Raw genomic sequence first — 18,319 nt, forward strand, 5'->3', positions numbered from 1 at the left:
CTTATAGTTGAAAACCTTACCGATTATCTGATGACAAGGAAATGTTGTGAACGGTGAACTGATTTGGGTGCTCTGTCTGTTAGCGATTGCGGTTGTGCTGTTTGCCACCGGCAAAGTACGCATGGATGCGATTGCTTTGGGCATTATTGTCGCTTTTGTTCTTAGTGGTACGCTCACGCTGAGTGAAGCTTTTTCTGGCTTCAGCGATCCTAACGTCATTCTGATTGCCGCACTGTTTATCATTGGCGATGGGCTGGTGCGAACCGGCGTGGCAACCAACATGGGGTCCTGGCTGGTACAGGCGGCAGGCAGCAGTGAAACCAAAATGCTGGTCTTCCTGATGCTGACTGTGGCCGGGCTTGGCGCATTCATGAGCTCGACGGGGGTCGTGGCAATTTTTATCCCGGTGGTGCTTAGCGTCTCGGCGCGCATGAATATTTCGCCATCACGTCTGATGATGCCGCTCAGCTTTGCCGGGCTGATTAGCGGCATGATGACGCTTGTGGCTACACCGCCCAACCTGGTTATCAACAGTGAGCTTATCCGCGAAGGGCTGGAGGGGTTTAGCTTCTTCAGTGTCACGCCAATAGGTTTGGTGGTATTGGTGCTCGGCGTTCTCTATATGCTGGTGATGCGCTTTATGCTTAAAGGCGATGAAGGCAACCTGACGCGCGATGGCCGCAAGCGTAGTACTTTCCGCGATCTGATTCGTGACTATCATCTTACCGGCCGTGCGCGCCGCCTCGCTATTCGCCCCGGCTCCCCGATGATTGGCCAGCGTCTGGACGACATGAAACTGCGTGAACGCTACGGCGCTAACATTATCGGCGTGGAGCGCTGGCGTCGTTTTCGGCGGGTGATTGTGAACGTGAACGGGGTCTCTGAATTTCGCGCCCGCGACGTGCTGCTGATTGATATGTCCGCCGCGGAAATTGACCTGCGCCAGTTCTGCAGCGAGCAGCTGCTGGAGCCAATGGTGCTGCGCGGTGAATACTTCTCTGACCAGGCGCTTGATGTCGGCATGGCGGAAGTATCGCTTATCCCGGAATCGGAGCTGCTGGGGAAAACCGTGCGTGAAATGGGCTTCCGTACCCGCTATGGCCTGAACGTGGTCGGCATGAAACGCGACGGCGAGGCGCTGGACGGCTCGGTAGTTGATGAGCCATTGCAGCTGGGTGATATCGTGCTGGTGGTGGGCAACTGGAAATTAATTAGCCAACTGGGGCAAAACGGCCGCGACTTCGTGGTGCTGAATCTTCCCATCGAGGTGAGCGATGCTTCCCCGGCTCACAGCCAGGCACCTCACGCGATCTTCTGCCTGGTCCTGATGGTCGCGCTGATGCTGACCGATGAAATTCCCAACCCCATTGCGGCGATCATTGCCTGCCTGCTGATGGGGAAATTCCGCTGTATTGATGCCCAGAGCGCCTACAAATCGATTCATTGGCCGAGCATTATTTTGATTGTCGGCATGATGCCGTTCGCCCTCGCGCTGCAAAAAACCGGCGGTGTGGATCTGATTGTGAAAGGGCTGATGGATATCGGCGGCGGGCAGGGGCCTTATCTGATGCTCGGTTGTCTGTTCGTGATGTGCGCGGCGATTGGCCTGTTTATCTCGAATACGGCGACGGCGGTACTGATGGCGCCTATTGCGCTGGCCACGGCAAAAACGATGGGCGTGTCGCCCTATCCGTTTGCGATGGTGGTCGCGATGGCCGCATCCGCGGCGTTTATGACGCCGGTTTCCTCTCCGGTGAATACGCTGGTGCTGGGGCCGGGGAAATACAGCTTCAGCGATTTCGTCAAAATCGGCGTGCCGTTTACCGTGCTGGTGATGATTGTCTGCGTGGTGCTGATTCCGATTTTGTTCCCGTTCTGAGGCTCACCGGCGGGCCGGGCTACAAGTTGAAGGTAGCCCGGTCGAGCGCAGCGACGCCGGGAACGTAGACAATTACAGCGGTGAATCCTGGCTTATTTCATCGAGCGAAAGATGGAAGCTCGGCACAAACACCGCCATAAAGTAGTCCATCTCCTCGCTGCGGCGTGATGCCAGCGTCTTCTCCAGACGGCCTTTCGCCAGCAGGAATTCGTTGTTTCCCGCCGACAATTCCTCCAGACACTTCAGATAAGCGCACAGCGCGTCAGCCTGTTTCACAATCGCTTTTTCTTCATCGCTGCTCTGATGCTCGTCGATAAGCGGCGCAAAAATATCGTGCAGCTCTTCCGGCACCATATCGATAAGCTTCTGCTGGGCGATCTTCTCGATGGCTTTGTATTCCTGCGCAATCTGCGAATTGAAATACTTTACCGGGGTAGGCAGATCGCCGGTTAACACCTCAGAGGCGTCGTGATACATCGCCAGCAGCGCAATGCGTTCGGCATTAACCTGACCATTGAATTTACGGTTTTTAATCGCCGCGAGGGCATGGGCGACCATGGCAACCTGCAGACTGTGTTCAGAGACGTTTTCGGTGCGCACATTGCGCATCAGCGGCCAGCGGTTGATTAACTTGAGGCGGGAGAGGTGGGCAAAAAAATGACTCTGATTCATAACAACCCTTACGCGTTAACAACAGTAAAGGCATTGTGCGCAGAGATGACCGCCGGATGCAAATTCCGGCGGTCATGAGCCGCGTTAAAGCTGATGGTAGCCAGACAGGAAGCGGCCAAAGCGGGTAATCGCCATTTCCAGATCGTCTTCGCGCGGCAGGGTCACGATACGCACGTGATCCGGCCACGGCCAGTTAAAGGCGGTACCTTGAACCAGCAGTACTTTTTCCTGTAGCAGGAAGTCCAGCACCATGCGCTGATCGTCATGAATGTTAAAACGTTTAGCATCAATTTTCGGGAACATATACAACGCACCCTTTGGTTTCACGCAGGAGACGCCAGGGATTTCATTGATAAGCTCCCACGCACGGTTGCGCTGCTCGTACAGACGACCGCCCGGCATGATGAATTCGCTAATGCTCTGATAGCCACCTAACGCAGTCTGAATAGCGTGCTGTGCCGGGACGTTGGCGCACAGACGCATGGACGCCAGCATTTCCAGTCCTTCAATATAGCCTTTAGCATGTTTTTTAGGCCCGTTCAGCACCATCCAGCCCTGACGGAAACCGGCGACACGGTAGGTTTTGGACAAACCGTTAAAGGTAATGGTCAGCAGATCCGGCGCTAACGCCGCGATCGAATGATGCTGGGCTTCGTCGTAGAGGATCTTGTCGTAGATTTCATCGGCGAAGATTATCAGGTTGTGCTCGCGGGCGATCTCAACAATCTCCAGCAGCAGCTCTTTGGAATACACTGCGCCGGTTGGGTTGTTCGGGTTAATGATGACAATCCCGCGGGTACGTGGGGTAATTTTGGCGCGAATATCGTCTAAGTCCGGGAACCAGTCGGCGGATTCATCGCACAGGTAGTGCACCGCTTTGCCGCTGGAGAGGGATACCGCTGCCGTCCACAGAGGATAATCCGGTGCGGGAACCAGCATTTCGTCACCGCTATTCAGCAGTGCCTGCATCGCCTGGACGATAAGCTCAGATACGCCGTTGCCGATGTAAATATCTTCTACCGTCACGTCGCGCATGCCGCGTGCCTGGTAGTGCTGCATAATGGCTTTACGGGCGGAGTACAGCCCTTTGGAGTCGCAGTAACCCTGTGCGGTAGGCAGGTTGCGGATCACGTCGACCAGAATCTCATCCGGCGCGTCAAACCCGAAAGGTGCTGGGTTACCGATGTTAAGTTTGAGAACTTTATTGCCTTCTTCTTCAAGGCGTTTTGCCTCTTTAAGAACCGGGCCACGAATGTCGTAACAAACGTTGTCTAACTTGCTGGATTTTTCAATCGGAGACATGAACCTTTAACCTTTTTAGCTGTTATTGCCACTCCCTGCCGTGGAAGTCAGCACGGAACAATGTACTCCGCATCCCCGTGGTTTTGAAGGGTTAACAGTAGAAGATTTCGTGCATCCTTCGTTGTTGGTACATTCTTTTTCGCCACTCTTTGGTGACTATCGTTGCGTGATGTTTTGTTAATTTATTGTTTAATAGATTAAATCACTGCTGCTGTGGCAATGTGCAGCTTTTATCGCTGTTAAAAAGAAAATGGTTTAGCTTAGGTGCTAATATTGCTGGATATACTTTAAGCATTCTTCAACATTTTTAATTTTTAATTAAATAATGACGAATAAGGATTAGAGATGATACTCATTTTTGTGAAGTTGATGTTAAGGATGGCTTATGATCAATATTAATATTTTCTTATATTTTGAAAAGTAATGCCGGTGATTTGTTAGTTTTCTTAAATTGTTTTGATTCTAAACCTTTTTCGTTATTGAGATAGATCTTATTTAGGCTTATAAATTCTATGGTTTTCAGTTAATATGGAAAAGAGCGTCAGACTCCCATTAGCAGTTTTTGTTGATGATTATCAAGATTGATATCATAACTTGATGTTATTCATTGGATTTATTGGCTTCCTTTATAAATCCTGTTTTCTCTCTGAAGCATTATCGCGATGTCGCTACCTACAACTTCTTACGCGAGACGGTTATCAGGGTGAAAAGGATTATTAGCCTCTGGGTCGAAGGATATATTGCAAAAGGAACTGTTGCTCACGGTAGTAACAGAAAATTTAATACTGACACTCATCAGGCAGTCATTCGTCAATGATTGGTGAAAGATGATTTAAAAGGATTTGCCTGAACTTTTGAGTGCAGCATCAATAAGGCAGGTCGGTCCCCGAACCTGTAAGTGGATTAATATGATAAATGCCAATCGTCCGATACTGAATCTCGATCTCGATCTGCTGAGAACCTTTGTTGCTGTAGCCGACCTAAGCACTTTCGCAGCGGCGGCGGCGGCAGTTTGCCGTACCCAATCCGCCGTAAGCCAGCAAATGCAGCGTCTGGAGCAGTTGGTGGGTAAGGAACTGTTTGCCCGTCATGGGCGTAACAAACTGCTTACCGAACATGGCATCCAACTGCTGGGCTACGCGCGTAAAATCCTGCGTTTCAACGATGAAGCATGCACATCGTTAATGTTTAGCTCTCTTCAGGGACAGCTGACTTTAGGGTCGTCTGATGAATCTGCCGATACCATCTTGCCGTTCCTGTTAAACCGCATCAGTTCGGCCTATCCGAAGCTGGCGCTTGACGTACGAGTCAAACGGCATGGCGAGATGGCCAGTATGCTAGGCAATAAAGAGATCGATCTGGCGCTGACGACTCATCCATTGGAAGGCTTCGAGTCGACGATTCTGCGTACCTCGCCTACGCTTTGGTACTGTGCGGCAGAATTTACGTTGCGCCAGGAAGAGCCGGTACCGTTGGTACTGCTGGATGATCCTAGTCCGTTCCGCGATATGATTATTAAGACCCTGGATGCCGCCGGCATTGCGTGGCGACTGGCGTATGTCGCTTCAACGCTTTCAGCCGTTCGCGCGGCGGTCAAAGCGGGGTTGGGCGTCACCGGCCGACCGGCTGAAATGATGAGCCCGGATCTGCGTGCGCTTGGCAAAGGTGAGGGCATGCCCGATCTGCCGGAGACCGAGTATATGCTGAGCTACAACGTAGCCAGTGAAAACGAGCTGGCGCAGATGATTTTCCAGTCCCAGGAGCAGCGGTACGAACCCTGGCCGAACGGTGGGAGTTATACCCCTGAAGGGGGAGATAATTCCCTCATACATGAAAGGGATTTGGATTAACAACTCGCTTGAAATGTAGTAACAAAATGTAAATGTAAAAAAGAATCGTAGACGATGAAAAGCGTGTTTGCGGTTCTTTTTTCGTACTTCTGCGTAGGTGGTTTAAAAATAAAGCTAATAATGTGAGAGTAATCATGTAATTAGAAATATTTTTACCCTCAGTTATCCTATCATCATACCTAAAGTCTTATCTCCTGCTAATGTTAAAAAAACGGATAGATTGTTGCCGTTTTTCGGGGCGAATTAACAAAAGCGTGTCTTAGATCAAGAAAATACTCCTCATTGGGGGGAGGAATCATTAGTAAATCCTGTCAAAATAGAAGGGTAATTCTTGTCATTGCTACAAAACGGACACGATTCAACAACAGGTAAACCGCAGGGTCTATTGAGCTGAATCAAATCAAAGGGCACGTAATGTTAATGAAATGCTTTTGATGTAAATTAATGTGAGGAAACTTTTGTTAAAGTTGACAAAAGGTTATAGAAAGGAGTAAAAAACCTCAACATTTTGCGGTCTATGTTTCGAATTGGGCTGTTTGTAGGTTTTTTAATCCTCCCCATGAATCGATGTAGCGTCCATCTGCCGGTAAGAGCAGAGGTGGTAATGCTACCTATTTGGTAAAGCTTTGTGTATGTCAACATCCACTGAAATCATCGCCCATCATTGGGCATTCGCTATCTTTCTGATCATTGCCATTGGCCTGTGCTGCCTGATGTTAATCGGCGGTTGGTACTTGGGTGGTCGCGCACGCGCAAGAAGCAAAAACACTCCGTTTGAATCGGGTATCGACTCCGTTGGCTCCGCACGTTTGCGTCTGTCGGCGAAGTTCTATCTGGTCGCCATGTTCTTCGTCATCTTCGACGTGGAAGCGCTTTACCTCTACGCCTGGTCAACGTCCATTCGCGAAAGCGGTTGGGTTGGCTTTATCGAGGCCGCCATTTTCATATTTGTGCTGCTGGCCGGTCTGGTTTACCTCGTTCGCATTGGCGCGCTTGATTGGACGCCTGCGCGTTCTCGCCGCACGCTGGCTAACCCAGAAACCGACAGCGTCACTAACCGTAATACGCAGTAAAAGCGAGGCAATAAGATGGATTATACGCTCACCCGCATAGATCCTAACGGTGAGAACGACCGTTATCCCCTGCAAAAACAGGAGATTGTTACCGATCCCCTGGAGCAGGAGGTGAACAAAAGCGTGTACATGGGGAAACTCGAACACGCGCTTCACGACATGGTCAACTGGGGCCGTAAGAACTCAATCTGGCCTTACAACTTCGGCCTTTCTTGCTGCTACGTTGAAATGGTGACGTCATTCACTGCGGTGCATGACGTTGCGCGTTTTGGTGCGGAAGTACTGCGTGCGTCCCCACGTCAGGCTGACCTGATGGTGGTTGCCGGTACCTGCTTCACCAAGATGGCTCCGGTTATTCAGCGACTGTACGACCAGATGCTGGAACCGAAATGGGTTATCTCAATGGGCGCCTGTGCCAACTCCGGCGGCATGTACGATATCTACTCCGTCGTGCAGGGCGTGGATAAATTCATTCCTGTCGACGTGTACATTCCAGGCTGCCCTCCGCGCCCGGAAGCTTACATGCAGGCGCTGATGCTGCTGCAGGAATCCATTGGTAAAGAACGTCGCCCACTGTCGTGGGTCGTTGGCGATCAGGGCGTTTACCGCGCCAACATGCAGTCGGAACGCGAGCGTAAACGCGGCGAACGTATTGCTGTGACGAATCTTCGGACGCCGGACGAGATTTAATTTGCGCCTGCGGGCGGTGGCATCTTTTCGACTTCGCAAATCAATATACAACAGCGCGAAGGCCACCCCGGCAGTCACCACGGACCTTTTGCAATGGTGAACAATATGACCGATTTAACCGCGCAAGACGCAGCCGCATGGCAAACCCGCGATCACCTTGATGATCCGGTCATCGGCGAGTTGCGCAACCGTTTTGGGCCGGATGCTTTTACCGTTCAGGCCACTCGCACCGGGATACCCGTTGTTTGGGTTAAGCGCGAACAGCTGCTCGAAATTGTCGACTTCCTGAAGAGGTTGCCAAAGCCTTACGTCATGCTTTTCGATCTCCACGGCATGGACGAACGTCTGCGTACGCACCGCGAAGGTTTACCTGCCGCGGACTTTTCCGTTTTCTACCACCTGATCTCAATAGACCGCAATCGCGATATCATGCTCAAGGTGGCATTGTCTGAAAACGACCTGAACGTCGCAACAATCACCAAACTTTTCCCGAACGCCAACTGGTATGAGCGTGAAACCTGGGAAATGTTTGGCATTACCTTTAACGGCCACCCGAATCTGCGTCGCATCATGATGCCGCCGACCTGGGAAGGCCATCCGCTGCGCAAAGACTACCCGGCGCGCGCCACCGAATTCGACCCGTTTGAGCTGACCAAAGCCAAGCAGGATCTGGAAATGGAAGCGCTGACCTTCAAACCGGAAGAGTGGGGCATGAAGCGCGGGACTGAAAACGAGGACTTCATGTTCCTCAACCTCGGCCCGAACCACCCGTCTGCGCACGGTGCATTCCGTATTATCCTGCAGCTTGATGGCGAAGAGATTGTCGACTGCGTACCGGACATCGGCTATCACCACCGTGGTGCCGAGAAGATGGGCGAGCGTCAGTCCTGGCACAGCTACATTCCGTACACCGACCGTATCGAGTACCTCGGCGGCTGCGTGAACGAAATGCCGTACGTGCTGGCGGTAGAGAAGCTGGCGGGTATTACCACACCGGACCGCGTGAACGTGATTCGCGTGATGCTCTCCGAACTGTTCCGCATCAACAGCCACCTGCTGTACATCTCGACGTTTATTCAGGACGTCGGCGCGATGACCCCGGTCTTCTTCGCCTTTACCGACCGTCAGAAAATCTATGACCTGGTAGAAGCGATTACCGGTTTCCGTATGCACCCAGCCTGGTTCCGCATCGGCGGCGTGGCGCACGACCTGCCTCGCGGCTGGGATCGTCTGCTGCGTGAATTCCTTGAGTGGATGCCGAAGCGTCTGGACTCCTACGAGAAAGCCGCGCTGCGTAACACCATTCTGAAAGGCCGCTCCGTCGGCGTTGCTGCTTATACCGCGAAAGAAGCGCTGGAGTGGGGCACCACCGGTGCTGGCCTGCGTGCCACCGGTATCGGCTTCGACGTGCGTAAATGGCGTCCCTATTCTGGCTATGAAAACTTCGACTTCGAAATCCCGACCGGCGGTGGCGTTTCTGACTGCTACACCCGCGTGATGCTGAAAGTGGAAGAGCTGCGCCAGAGCCTGCGTATTCTTCAGCAGTGTCTCGACAACATGCCGGAAGGCCCGTTCAAGGCGGATCACCCGCTGACCACGCCGCCGCCGAAAGAGCGCACGCTGCAGCACATTGAAACCCTGATCACCCACTTCCTGCAGGTTTCCTGGGGCCCGGTTATGCCAGCACAGGAATCCTTCCAGATGGTGGAAGCGACCAAGGGGATTAACAGTTACTACCTGACCAGCGACGGCAGCACCATGAGCTACCGCACCCGTATCCGTACGCCGAGCTATGCGCACCTGCAGCAGATTCCGTCGGCGATCCGTGGCAGTCTGGTATCAGACCTTATCGTCTATCTGGGTAGTATTGATTTTGTTATGTCAGACGTGGACCGCTAATTATGCACGAGAATCAACAACCACAAACCGAGGCTTTTGAGCTGAGTGCGGCAGAGCGTGAAGCTATTGAGCACGAGAAGCACCACTACGAAGACCCGCGTGCGGCGTCCATCGAAGCGCTGAAGATCGTTCAGAAACAGCGTGGCTGGGTGCCGGACGGTGCGATTTACGCGATAGCCGAAGTGCTGGATATTCCGGCGAGTGACGTAGAAGGTGTCGCCACCTTCTACAGCCAGATTTTCCGCCAGCCGGTTGGCCGTCACGTGATTCGCTACTGCGACAGCGTGGTGTGTCATATCACCGGCTATCAGGGCATTCAGGCCGCGATTGAGAAGAAGCTCGACATCAAACCGGGTCAAACCACCTTTGATGGTCGCTTCACTCTGCTGCCGACCTGCTGCCTGGGCAACTGCGACAAGGGGCCGACCATGATGATTGATGAGGACACTCACAGCCATCTGACGCCGGAAGCCATTCCTGACCTGCTGGAGCAGTATAAATAATGAAAAATATTATTCTGACTCCCGAAACCCATCCGCTGACCTGGCGTCTTCGCGACGACAAGCAGCCGGTGTGGTTGGAAGAGTATCAGGCGAAAAATGGTTATGCCGGTGCGCGCAAAGCGCTCTCCGGGATGGCCCCGGACGAAATCGTCAACCAGGTGAAAGACGCTGGCCTGAAAGGGCGCGGCGGCGCGGGCTTTTCCACCGGTCTGAAGTGGAGCCTGATGCCGAAAGACGAATCCATGAACATCCGTTACCTGCTGTGTAACGCCGATGAAATGGAGCCGGGCACCTATAAAGACCGCCTGCTGATGGAACAGCTGCCGCACCTGCTGGTGGAAGGCATGCTGATCTCCGCGTTCGCCCTGAAAGCGTATCGCGGGTACATCTTCCTGCGCGGTGAATACATTGAAGCCGCACAGCACCTGCGCCGCGCCATTGCGGAAGCTACCGAAGCGGGCCTGCTCGGGAAAAACATTCTCGGCACCGGTTTTGACTTCGAGCTGTTCGTGCACACCGGGGCTGGGCGTTACATCTGCGGTGAAGAAACCGCGCTGATTAACTCCCTTGAAGGCCGTCGTGCTAACCCACGTTCCAAGCCGCCGTTCCCGGCGAGCTCAGGCGTTTGGGGTAAACCGACCTGCGTCAACAACGTGGAAACCCTTTGTAACGTCCCGGCTATTCTGGCCAACGGCGTTGAGTGGTATCAGAACATCTCCACCAGTAAAGATGCCGGCACCAAGCTGATGGGCTTCTCCGGGCGCGTGAAAAACCCGGGCGTCTGGGAACTGCCGTTTGGCACCACCGCGCGTGAAATCCTTGAAGACTACGCTGGTGGCATGCGTGATGGCCTGAAATTTAAGGCCTGGCAGCCGGGCGGCGCAGGGACTGACTTCCTGACCGAATCGCACCTTGACCTGCCGATGGAATTTGAAAGCATCGGTAAAGCGGGCAGCCGTCTGGGTACGGCGCTAGCGATGGCCGTCGACCACGAGATCGGTATGGTACCGCTGGTGCGTAACCTGGAAGAGTTCTTCGCCCGTGAGTCCTGCGGTTGGTGTACGCCATGCCGCGACGGCTTGCCGTGGAGCGTCAAAATTCTGCGCGCCCTTGAGCGCGGTGAAGGCCAGCCTGGCGACATCGAGACACTTGAGCAACTGTGTCGATTCTTAGGGCCGGGTAAAACCTTCTGCGCGCATGCGCCTGGTGCGGTTGAGCCGCTGCAGAGCGCCATTAAATATTTCCGCGAAGAATTCGAAGCAGGCATCAAGCAGCAGTTCAGCAACACCCATGCAATTAACGGGATTCAGCCGAACCTGCTAAAGACGCGCTGGTGATTCCCACAAACTCATTCAGGCAGCCAACGCAGAGGCAGCCTGAATGAAGAAGTGGTAACGATTTTTTAATTTGGAAGCACGCTAATGGCTACGATTCATGTAGACGGCAAAGAATACGAGGTCAACGGAGCGGACAACCTGCTACAGGCATGTCTCTCTATGGGCCTTGATATTCCATACTTTTGCTGGCACCCGGCGCTTGGGAGCGTCGGTGCTTGCCGCCAGTGTGCGGTGAAGCAATATCAGAACGCGGAAGACACGCGTGGCCGCCTGGTGATGTCCTGTATGACACCGGCATCCGACGGCACCTTTATTTCTATCGACGACGCAGAAGCGAAGCAGTTCCGCGAGAGCGTGGTGGAGTGGTTGATGACTAACCACCCGCACGACTGTCCGGTCTGTGAAGAGGGCGGTAACTGCCACCTTCAGGATATGACCGTAATGACCGGCCATAGCTTCCGTCGCTATCGCTTTACTAAGCGTACTCACCGTAACCAGGACCTGGGGCCGTTCATCTCTCACGAAATGAACCGCTGCATCGCCTGTTACCGCTGTGTGCGTTACTACAAAGACTACGCAGACGGTACCGATCTCGGTGTGTACGGCGCGCACGACAACGTCTACTTCGGCCGTCCAGAAGACGGTACCCTGGAAAGCGAATTCTCCGGTAACCTGGTTGAAATTTGCCCGACCGGCGTATTTACCGATAAGACGCACTCCGAGCGCTACAACCGTAAGTGGGACATGCAGTTTGCGCCAAGCATCTGCCAGCAGTGTTCCATCGGCTGTAACACCAGCCCGGGCGAGCGCTATGGCGAACTGCGTCGTATCGAAAACCGCTACAACGGCACCGTTAACCACTACTTCCTCTGCGACCGTGGTCGTTTCGGCTATGGCTATGTGAACCTGAAAGACCGTCCGCGTCAGCCGGTTCAGCGCCGTGGCGATGACCTCATCACCCTCAACGCCGAACAGGCGATGCAGGGCGCGGCGGATATTCTGCGTCAGTCGAAGAAAGTGATTGGTATCGGTTCTCCACGTGCGAGCGTTGAAAGCAACTTCGCGCTGCGTGAACTGGTGGGTGCGGATAACTTCTACACCGGCATCGCCAAAGGCGAGCAGGAACGTTTGCAGCTGGCGCTGAAAGTGCTGCGTGAAGGCGGCATTCATACTCCTGCGCTGCGCGATATCGAATCTTACGATGCGGTACTGGTGCTGGGTGAAGACATTACCCAGACCGGCGCTCGCGTCGCGCTGGCGGTTCGCCAGGCGGTGAAAGGTAAAGCACGCGAAATGGCAGCGGCCCAGAAAGTGGCTGACTGGCAGATTGCAGCAATCCTGAACATCGGCCAGCGTGCGAAACACCCGCTGTTTGTCACCAACGTCGACGACACTCGTCTGGACGATATCGCCGCGTGGACCTACCGCGCACCGGTAGAAGATCAGGCGCGTTTAGGCTTCGCGATTGCCCATGCGCTGGACAACAACGCACCGGCGGTTGACGGTATCGATCGTGACCTACAGGGCAAGATCGACGTGATCGTTCAGGCGTTGGCCGGGGCGAAAAAACCGCTGATTATCTCCGGCACCAACGCCGGTAGCGCTGAAGTGATTCAGGCGGCGGCTAACGTGGCGAAAGCGCTGAAGGCTCGCGGTTCTGACGTTGGCGTGACGATGATTGCCCGCGCGGTAAACAGCGTTGGTCTCGGCATGATTGGCGGTGGTTCTCTCGATGACGCGCTGAACGAGCTGGAAAGCGGCGCTGCCGATGCGGTTATCGTGCTGGAAAACGACCTGCACCGTCATGCGGCTGCTAGCCGTGTGAACGCCGCGCTGGATAAAGCCCCGCTGGTGATGGTGATTGACCATCAGCGTACGGCGATTATGGACCATGCACACCTGGTGCTCTCGGCGGCAAGCTTTGCCGAAAGCGACGGTACGGTCATCAACAACGAAGGCCGTGCTCAGCGCTTCTTCCAGGTGTATGACCCAAGCTACTACGACAGCAAAACCATCATGCTGGAAAGCTGGCGCTGGCTGCACTCGCTGCACAGCACCCTGGAAAACCGTCAGGTTGACTGGACCCAGCTGGACCACGTGATTGACGCTGCCGTCGCCGCGCTGCCGCAGCTGGCTGGCATTAAAGATGCCGCGCCGGACGCAACCTTCCGCATTCGTGGTCAGAAGCTGGCGCGTGAACCGCACCGTTACAGCGGCCGTACGGCAATGCGCGCGAATATCAGCGTGCACGAGCCGCGTCAGCCGCAGGATAAAGACACCATGTTCGCCTTCTCCATGGAAGGGAACAACCAGCCGGGCGCACCGCGCTCGCAAATCCCATTCGCATGGGCTCCGGGCTGGAACTCCCCTCAGGCATGGAACAAGTTCCAGGCTGAAGTGGGCGGCAAACTGCGTCACGGTGACCCGGGCGTACGTCTGATTGAAGCGTCGGCAAACGGTCTGGATTACTTCACTACCGTACCGGCAGGCTTCCAGGCTGAAGCCGGGAAATGGCGCGTGGCCCCGTACTACCATCTGTTTGGTAGCGACGAGATGTCACAGCGTGCGCCGGTGTTCCAGAGCCGCATGCCGCAGCCTTATATCAAGCTCAACCCGGCCGATGCCGCGGCGCTTGGCGTAAACGAAGGCGCGAAAATGGCGTTCAGCTTTGATGGTCAGACGGTCACGCTGCCGCTGGTGATTTCCAGCGGGCTGGTGGCAGGGCAGGTTGGTTTGCCGATGGGCATGCCGGGCATAGCTCCTGTGCTTGCGGGCGCGCGTCTTGAAAATCTGCAGGAGGCACAGCAATGAGTTGGTTAACGCCGGATCTGATTGAGATCCTCCTTAGCATCGTCAAGGCCGTGGTCATCCTGCTGGTGGTTGTCACCTGCGGGGCGTTCATGAGCTTCGGCGAACGTCGCCTTCTGGGCCTGTTCCAGAACCGCTACGGGCCAAACCGCGTGGGCTGGGGCGGTTCGCTCCAGCTCGTTGCCGACATGATCAAAATGTTCTTTAAAGAGGACTGGGTTCCGAAATTTACGGACCGCATGATCTTTACGCTGGCACCGGTTATCGCCTTCACCTCGCTGCTGCTGGCCTTCGCCATTGTGCCGGTCAGCCCAAGCTGGGTGGTCGCCGACCTCAACATCGGGATTCTGTTCTTCCTGATGATGGCAGGTCTCGCGGTCTACGCGGTGCTGTTCGCTGGCTGGTCGAGCAACAACAAATACTCCTTGCTGGGGGCGATGCGTGCGTCTGCGCAGACCCTGAGCTACGAAGTGTTCCTGGGTCTGTCTCTGATGGGCGTGGTGGCGCAGGCCGGTTCATTCAACATGACCGACATCGTCAATAACCAGGCTCACCTGTGGAACGTCATTCCTCAGTTCTTCGGCTTCATTACCTTTGCGATTGCGGGCGTTGCGGTATGTCACCGTCACCCGTTTGACCAACCGGAAGCCGAGCAGGAACTGGCCGATGGTTACCACATCGAATATTCCGGTATGAAATTCGGTCTGTTCTTCGTGGGTGAGTATATCGGTATCGTCACCGTGTCAGCGCTCATCGTGACGCTGTTCTTCGGTGGCTGGCAAGGCCCGTTCTTACCGCCATTCATCTGGTTCGCGCTGAAAACCGCGTTCTTCATGATGATGTTCATTTTGATTCGTGCGTCGTTACCGCGTCCTCGTTATGACCAGGTAATGTCCTTCGGCTGGAAAGTATGCCTGCCGCTGACGCTCATCAACTTGCTGGTAACGGCGGCTGTCATTCTCTGGCAGCAGCCATAAGGGGCTATAGACCATGACCTTAAAAGAATTACTCGTAGGCTTCGGCACCCAGGTACGCAGTATCTGGATGATCGGCCTGCATGCGTTCGCCAAACGCGAAACGCAGATGTACCCGGAAGAACCGGTCTACCTGCCGCCGCGCTATCGTGGCCGTATCGTGCTGACGCGCGACCCGGACGGCGAAGAGCGCTGCGTTGCCTGTAACCTTTGCGCGGTAGCCTGTCCGGTTGGCTGTATCTCTCTGCAGAAAGCAGAGACCAAAGACGGCCGCTGGTATCCGGAGTTTTTCCGCATTAACTTCTCACGCTGCATTTTCTGCGGTCTGTGCGAAGAAGCGTGCCCGACCACGGCGATTCAGTTGACCCCGGACTTCGAACTGGGTGAATACAAGCGTCAGGATCTGGTGTACGAAAAAGAGGATCTGCTGATTTCCGGTCCGGGCAAATACCCGGAATATAACTTCTACCGGATGGCGGGTATGGCAATCGACGGCAAAGATAAGGGCGAAGCAGAGAACGAAGCTAAGCCTATCGACGTCAAGAGCCTGTTACCGTAAGGAGAGGGGCAATGGAATTCGCTTTTTATATCTGTGGCCTGATTGCTGTCCTCGCGACCCTGCGAGTGATTACGCACACTAACCCGGTACACGCGCTGCTGTATCTGATTGTCTCGCTGCTGGCTATCGCCGGGGTGTTCTTCTCGCTGGGTGCGTACTTCGCCGGGGCGCTGGAGATCATCGTTTATGCGGGCGCCATCATGGTGCTGTTCGTCTTCGTGGTGATGATGCTGAACCTGGGCGGCGCTGAAGTCGCTCAGGAACGTCAGTGGCTGAAGCCGCAAATCTGGATTGGCCCGGCGGTACTGTCCGCCGTGCTGCTGGCGGTGATGGTCTACGCCATCATGGGCCTGAATGACCAGGGTATTGACGGTAACGCTATCAGCGCGAAAGAAGTCGGTATCGCCCTGTTCGGGCCGTACGTGCTGGCGGTTGAACTGGCATCGATGCTGCTGCTGGCGGGCCTGGTTGTGGCCTTCCATATCGGTCGTGAAGACCGCATGGGCGAAGTGTTGAGCAACCGTGCTGGCGATAGCGCGAAAAGGAAAACGGAGGAACACGCATGATTCCTTTACAACATGGGCTGATCCTCGCGGCGATTTTATTCGTGCTGGGTTTAACCGGTCTGGTTATCCGCCGCAACCTGCTGTTTATGCTGATTGGGCTGGAAATTATGATTAACGCCGCCGCGCTGGCCTTCGTGGTCGCCGGCAGCTACTGGGGCCAGACCGACGGTCAGGTGATGTATATCCTCGCCATTACGCTTGCCGCTGCGGAAGCGAGTATTGGCCTGGCGCTGCTGCTGCAGCTCCATCGTCGCCGCCAGAACCTGAACATCGATTCAGTAAGTGAGTTGCGCGGATGAACATGCTTGCCTTAACCATTATTTTCCCGTTCATTGGTTTCGTCCTGCTGGCCTTCTCCCGCGGGCGCTGGTCAGAAAACCTGGCCGCCACCGTAGGGATGGGGTCGATTGGCCTGTCGGCGCTGGTGACCGCGTACGCAGGCGTTGACTTCTTCGCCAACGGCAAGCAGGCGTTTAGCCTGCCGCTGTGGACGTGGATGTCCGTCGGTGATTTCAACATCGGTTTCAACCTGGTGCTGGACGGCCTGTCGTTGACCATGCTCTCCGTGGTAACCGGCGTGGGCTTCCTGATCCACATGTTCGCTTCCTGGTATATGCGCGGTGAAGAGGGCTACTCCCGATTCTTCGCCTACACCAACCTGTTTATCGCGAGCATGGTCGTTCTGGTGCTGGCCGATAACCTGCTGTTGATGTACCTCGGCTGGGAAGGCGTGGGCCTGTGCTCCTATCTGCTGATCGGTTTCTACTACACCGATCCGAAGAATGGCGCAGCGGCAATGAAAGCCTTCGTTGTGACCCGTGTCGGTGACGTATTCCTGGCGTTCGCGCTGTTCATTCTCTACAACGAGCTGGGCACGCTGAACTTCCGCGAAATGGTTGAACTGGCGCCGGCGCACTTCGCGGCGGGCAACAACATGCTGATGTGGGCAACCCTGATGCTGCTGGGCGGTGCGGTAGGTAAATCCGCGCAGCTGCCGTTGCAGACCTGGCTTGCGGACGCGATGGCTGGCCCAACCCCAGTATCTGCGCTGATCCACGCGGCGACCATGGTCACCGCCGGCGTTTACCTGATTGCGCGTACTCACGGCCTGTTCCTGCTGACGCCGGAAGTGCTGCATCTGGTCGGTATTGTTGGGGCGGTCACGCTGGTGCTGGCAGGCTTTGCCGCGCTGGTACAAACCGACATCAAACGCGTTCTTGCTTACTCCACCATGAGCCAGATTGGCTACATGTTCCTGGCGCTTGGCGTACAGGCGTGGGATGCGGCGATTTTCCACCTGATGACCCACGCGTTCTTCAAAGCGCTGCTGTTCCTGGCGTCCGGCTCGGTGATTCTGGCCTGCCATCACGAACAGAACATCTTCAAGATGGGTGGCCTGCGTAAGTCGATTCCGCTGGTGTATGCCTGCTTCCTGGTCGGTGGTGCCGCGCTCTCCGCGCTGCCGCTGATTACCGCGGGCTTCTTCAGTAAAGACGAAATCCTTGCCGGTGCGATGGCCAACGGTCATATCAATCTGATGGTAGCGGGCCTGGTCGGTGCGTTCATGACCTCGCTCTATACCTTCCGTATGATCTTCATCGTCTTCCACGGTAAAGAGCAGATCCACGCGCACGCAGGGAAGGGGATTACCCACCACCTGCCGCTGATTGTGCTGATGATCCTGTCGACCTTTATCGGCGCGCTGATTGTGCCACCGCTGCACGGCGTACTGCCGGCGACAACCGAACTGGAACATGGCCGTGTGCTGACCCTGGAAATCACGTCAGGTGTGGTAGCGATTGCCGGTATCCTGATTGCCGCATGGCTGTGGCTGGGCAAACGCACGTTGGTGACCTCCATCGCCAACAGCGCGCCTGGCCGTCTGCTGGGGACCTGGTGGTATAACGCCTGGGGCTTTGACTGGCTGTACGACAAGGTGTTCGTGAAGCCGTTCCTTGGCATCGCCTGGCTGCTGAAGCGCGACCCGCTCAATGCCTTGATGAACATTCCCGCTATCCTCTCCCGCTTCGCAGGCAAAGGCCTGGTGCTGAGCGAGAACGGATACCTGCGCTGGTATGTTGCGTCAATGAGCATCGGTGCCGTGGTGGTGCTGGCGTTGTTGATGGTATTGCGTTAATTCGTTGGGGAGGAGCTTCCTCCCCATGAAAATGTCGTGCTGTTTTCCTGTTCTGGTAGGCATTGTCGCC

The 18,319-nt window shown here is 55.1% G+C and carries 15 protein-coding genes; 13 read left to right on the forward strand and 2 right to left on the reverse strand.

Annotated features, from left to right (window positions below; translation table 11 throughout):
- The first annotated feature begins 46 nt into the window (after window positions 1-46).
- Entirely contained in the window at window positions 47-1,879 is a 1,833-nt protein-coding gene (locus MY052_RS07520; RefSeq protein WP_123650148.1) for an SLC13 family permease, read from the forward strand.
- 72 nt (window positions 1,880-1,951) lie between these two features.
- Here MY052_RS07520 and yfbR read toward each other — a convergent pair whose 3' ends face one another.
- A complete protein-coding gene (gene yfbR, locus MY052_RS07525) occupies window positions 1,952-2,551 on the reverse strand; it encodes a 5'-deoxynucleotidase (RefSeq protein ID WP_035892488.1) in 600 nt (199 codons plus the stop codon).
- Between the two features lie 84 nt (window positions 2,552-2,635).
- Window positions 2,636-3,853, reverse strand: coding sequence for an alanine transaminase AlaA (gene alaA, locus MY052_RS07530; protein ID WP_035892486.1), 1,218 nt, complete (start codon window positions 3,851-3,853; stop codon window positions 2,636-2,638).
- A 908-nt stretch (window positions 3,854-4,761) separates the two neighbouring features.
- Between alaA and lrhA the strand changes: the two genes are divergently transcribed.
- From lrhA to nuoL, 12 genes are all read left to right on the forward strand, one after another.
- A complete protein-coding gene (lrhA, locus tag MY052_RS07535; RefSeq protein ID WP_248538476.1) occupies window positions 4,762-5,703 on the forward strand; it encodes a transcriptional regulator LrhA in 942 nt (313 codons plus the stop codon).
- Window positions 5,704-6,329: 626 nt separating this feature from the next.
- The gene (gene nuoA, locus MY052_RS07540; protein WP_123650146.1) at window positions 6,330-6,776 is read left to right on the forward strand and encodes an NADH-quinone oxidoreductase subunit NuoA; all 447 of its coding nucleotides are present in this window, start codon (window positions 6,330-6,332) and stop codon (window positions 6,774-6,776) included.
- 15 nt (window positions 6,777-6,791) lie between these two features.
- A complete protein-coding gene (gene nuoB, locus MY052_RS07545) occupies window positions 6,792-7,466 on the forward strand; it encodes an NADH-quinone oxidoreductase subunit NuoB (RefSeq protein WP_002913178.1) in 675 nt (224 codons plus the stop codon).
- A 93-nt stretch (window positions 7,467-7,559) separates the two neighbouring features.
- A complete protein-coding gene (nuoC, locus tag MY052_RS07550; protein ID WP_115073849.1) occupies window positions 7,560-9,365 on the forward strand; it encodes an NADH-quinone oxidoreductase subunit C/D in 1,806 nt (601 codons plus the stop codon).
- A 2-nt stretch (window positions 9,366-9,367) separates the two neighbouring features.
- Window positions 9,368-9,868, forward strand: coding sequence for an NADH-quinone oxidoreductase subunit NuoE (nuoE, locus tag MY052_RS07555; RefSeq protein ID WP_035892483.1), 501 nt, complete (start codon window positions 9,368-9,370; stop codon window positions 9,866-9,868).
- Window positions 9,868-11,205, forward strand: a complete 1,338-nt coding sequence (gene nuoF, locus MY052_RS07560; RefSeq protein WP_115073851.1) for an NADH-quinone oxidoreductase subunit NuoF — start codon at window positions 9,868-9,870, stop codon at window positions 11,203-11,205. The genes nuoE and nuoF overlap by 1 nt, the downstream gene beginning before the upstream one ends.
- Before the next feature lie 84 nt (window positions 11,206-11,289).
- The gene (gene nuoG, locus MY052_RS07565; protein WP_035892480.1) at window positions 11,290-14,016 is read left to right on the forward strand and encodes an NADH-quinone oxidoreductase subunit NuoG; all 2,727 of its coding nucleotides are present in this window, start codon (window positions 11,290-11,292) and stop codon (window positions 14,014-14,016) included.
- A complete protein-coding gene (gene nuoH / locus MY052_RS07570) occupies window positions 14,013-14,990 on the forward strand; it encodes an NADH-quinone oxidoreductase subunit NuoH (protein ID WP_035892479.1) in 978 nt (325 codons plus the stop codon). The genes nuoG and nuoH overlap by 4 nt, the downstream gene beginning before the upstream one ends.
- Before the next feature lie 13 nt (window positions 14,991-15,003).
- Complete coding sequence (gene nuoI, locus MY052_RS07575) at window positions 15,004-15,546, forward strand: NADH-quinone oxidoreductase subunit NuoI (protein WP_000172742.1); 543 nt, start codon at window positions 15,004-15,006, stop codon at window positions 15,544-15,546.
- A gap of 11 nt (window positions 15,547-15,557) precedes the next feature.
- The gene (nuoJ, locus tag MY052_RS07580) at window positions 15,558-16,112 is read left to right on the forward strand and encodes an NADH-quinone oxidoreductase subunit J (protein ID WP_123650144.1); all 555 of its coding nucleotides are present in this window, start codon (window positions 15,558-15,560) and stop codon (window positions 16,110-16,112) included.
- Entirely contained in the window at window positions 16,109-16,411 is a 303-nt protein-coding gene (nuoK, locus tag MY052_RS07585) for an NADH-quinone oxidoreductase subunit NuoK (RefSeq protein ID WP_035892477.1), read from the forward strand. Before nuoJ ends, nuoK begins: the two co-directional genes overlap by 4 nt.
- On the forward strand, window positions 16,408-18,249 hold the full coding sequence (nuoL, locus tag MY052_RS07590) for an NADH-quinone oxidoreductase subunit L (protein WP_035892476.1): 1,842 nt from the start codon (window positions 16,408-16,410) through the stop codon (window positions 18,247-18,249). Before nuoK ends, nuoL begins: the two co-directional genes overlap by 4 nt.
- Window positions 18,250-18,319: the final 70 nt, after the last annotated feature.

Origin of the sequence: Kluyvera ascorbata, assembly GCF_023195735.1 — a bacterium.
In the GTDB taxonomy this organism is placed as follows: Bacteria; Pseudomonadota; Gammaproteobacteria; order Enterobacterales; family Enterobacteriaceae; genus Kluyvera; species Kluyvera ascorbata.

What these genes read in the sequence shown, in the direction of transcription:
- yfbR (WP_035892488.1), bottom strand. Translation starts at nt 2,551, where the DNA reads ATGAATCAGAGTCATTTTTTTGCCCACCTCTCCCGCCTCAAGTTAATC.
- alaA (WP_035892486.1), bottom strand. Translation starts at nt 3,853, where the DNA reads ATGTCTCCGATTGAAAAATCCAGCAAGTTAGACAACGTTTGTTACGAC.
- lrhA (WP_248538476.1), top strand. Translation starts at nt 4,762, where the DNA reads ATGATAAATGCCAATCGTCCGATACTGAATCTCGATCTCGATCTGCTG.
- nuoB (WP_002913178.1), top strand. Translation starts at nt 6,792, where the DNA reads ATGGATTATACGCTCACCCGCATAGATCCTAACGGTGAGAACGACCGT.
- nuoC (WP_115073849.1), top strand. Translation starts at nt 7,560, where the DNA reads ATGGTGAACAATATGACCGATTTAACCGCGCAAGACGCAGCCGCATGG.
- nuoE (WP_035892483.1), top strand. Translation starts at nt 9,368, where the DNA reads ATGCACGAGAATCAACAACCACAAACCGAGGCTTTTGAGCTGAGTGCG.
- nuoF (WP_115073851.1), top strand. Translation starts at nt 9,868, where the DNA reads ATGAAAAATATTATTCTGACTCCCGAAACCCATCCGCTGACCTGGCGT.
- nuoG (WP_035892480.1), top strand. Translation starts at nt 11,290, where the DNA reads ATGGCTACGATTCATGTAGACGGCAAAGAATACGAGGTCAACGGAGCG.
- nuoH (WP_035892479.1), top strand. Translation starts at nt 14,013, where the DNA reads ATGAGTTGGTTAACGCCGGATCTGATTGAGATCCTCCTTAGCATCGTC.
- nuoI (WP_000172742.1), top strand. Translation starts at nt 15,004, where the DNA reads ATGACCTTAAAAGAATTACTCGTAGGCTTCGGCACCCAGGTACGCAGT.
- nuoJ (WP_123650144.1), top strand. Translation starts at nt 15,558, where the DNA reads ATGGAATTCGCTTTTTATATCTGTGGCCTGATTGCTGTCCTCGCGACC.
- nuoK (WP_035892477.1), top strand. Translation starts at nt 16,109, where the DNA reads ATGATTCCTTTACAACATGGGCTGATCCTCGCGGCGATTTTATTCGTG.
- nuoL (WP_035892476.1), top strand. Translation starts at nt 16,408, where the DNA reads ATGAACATGCTTGCCTTAACCATTATTTTCCCGTTCATTGGTTTCGTC.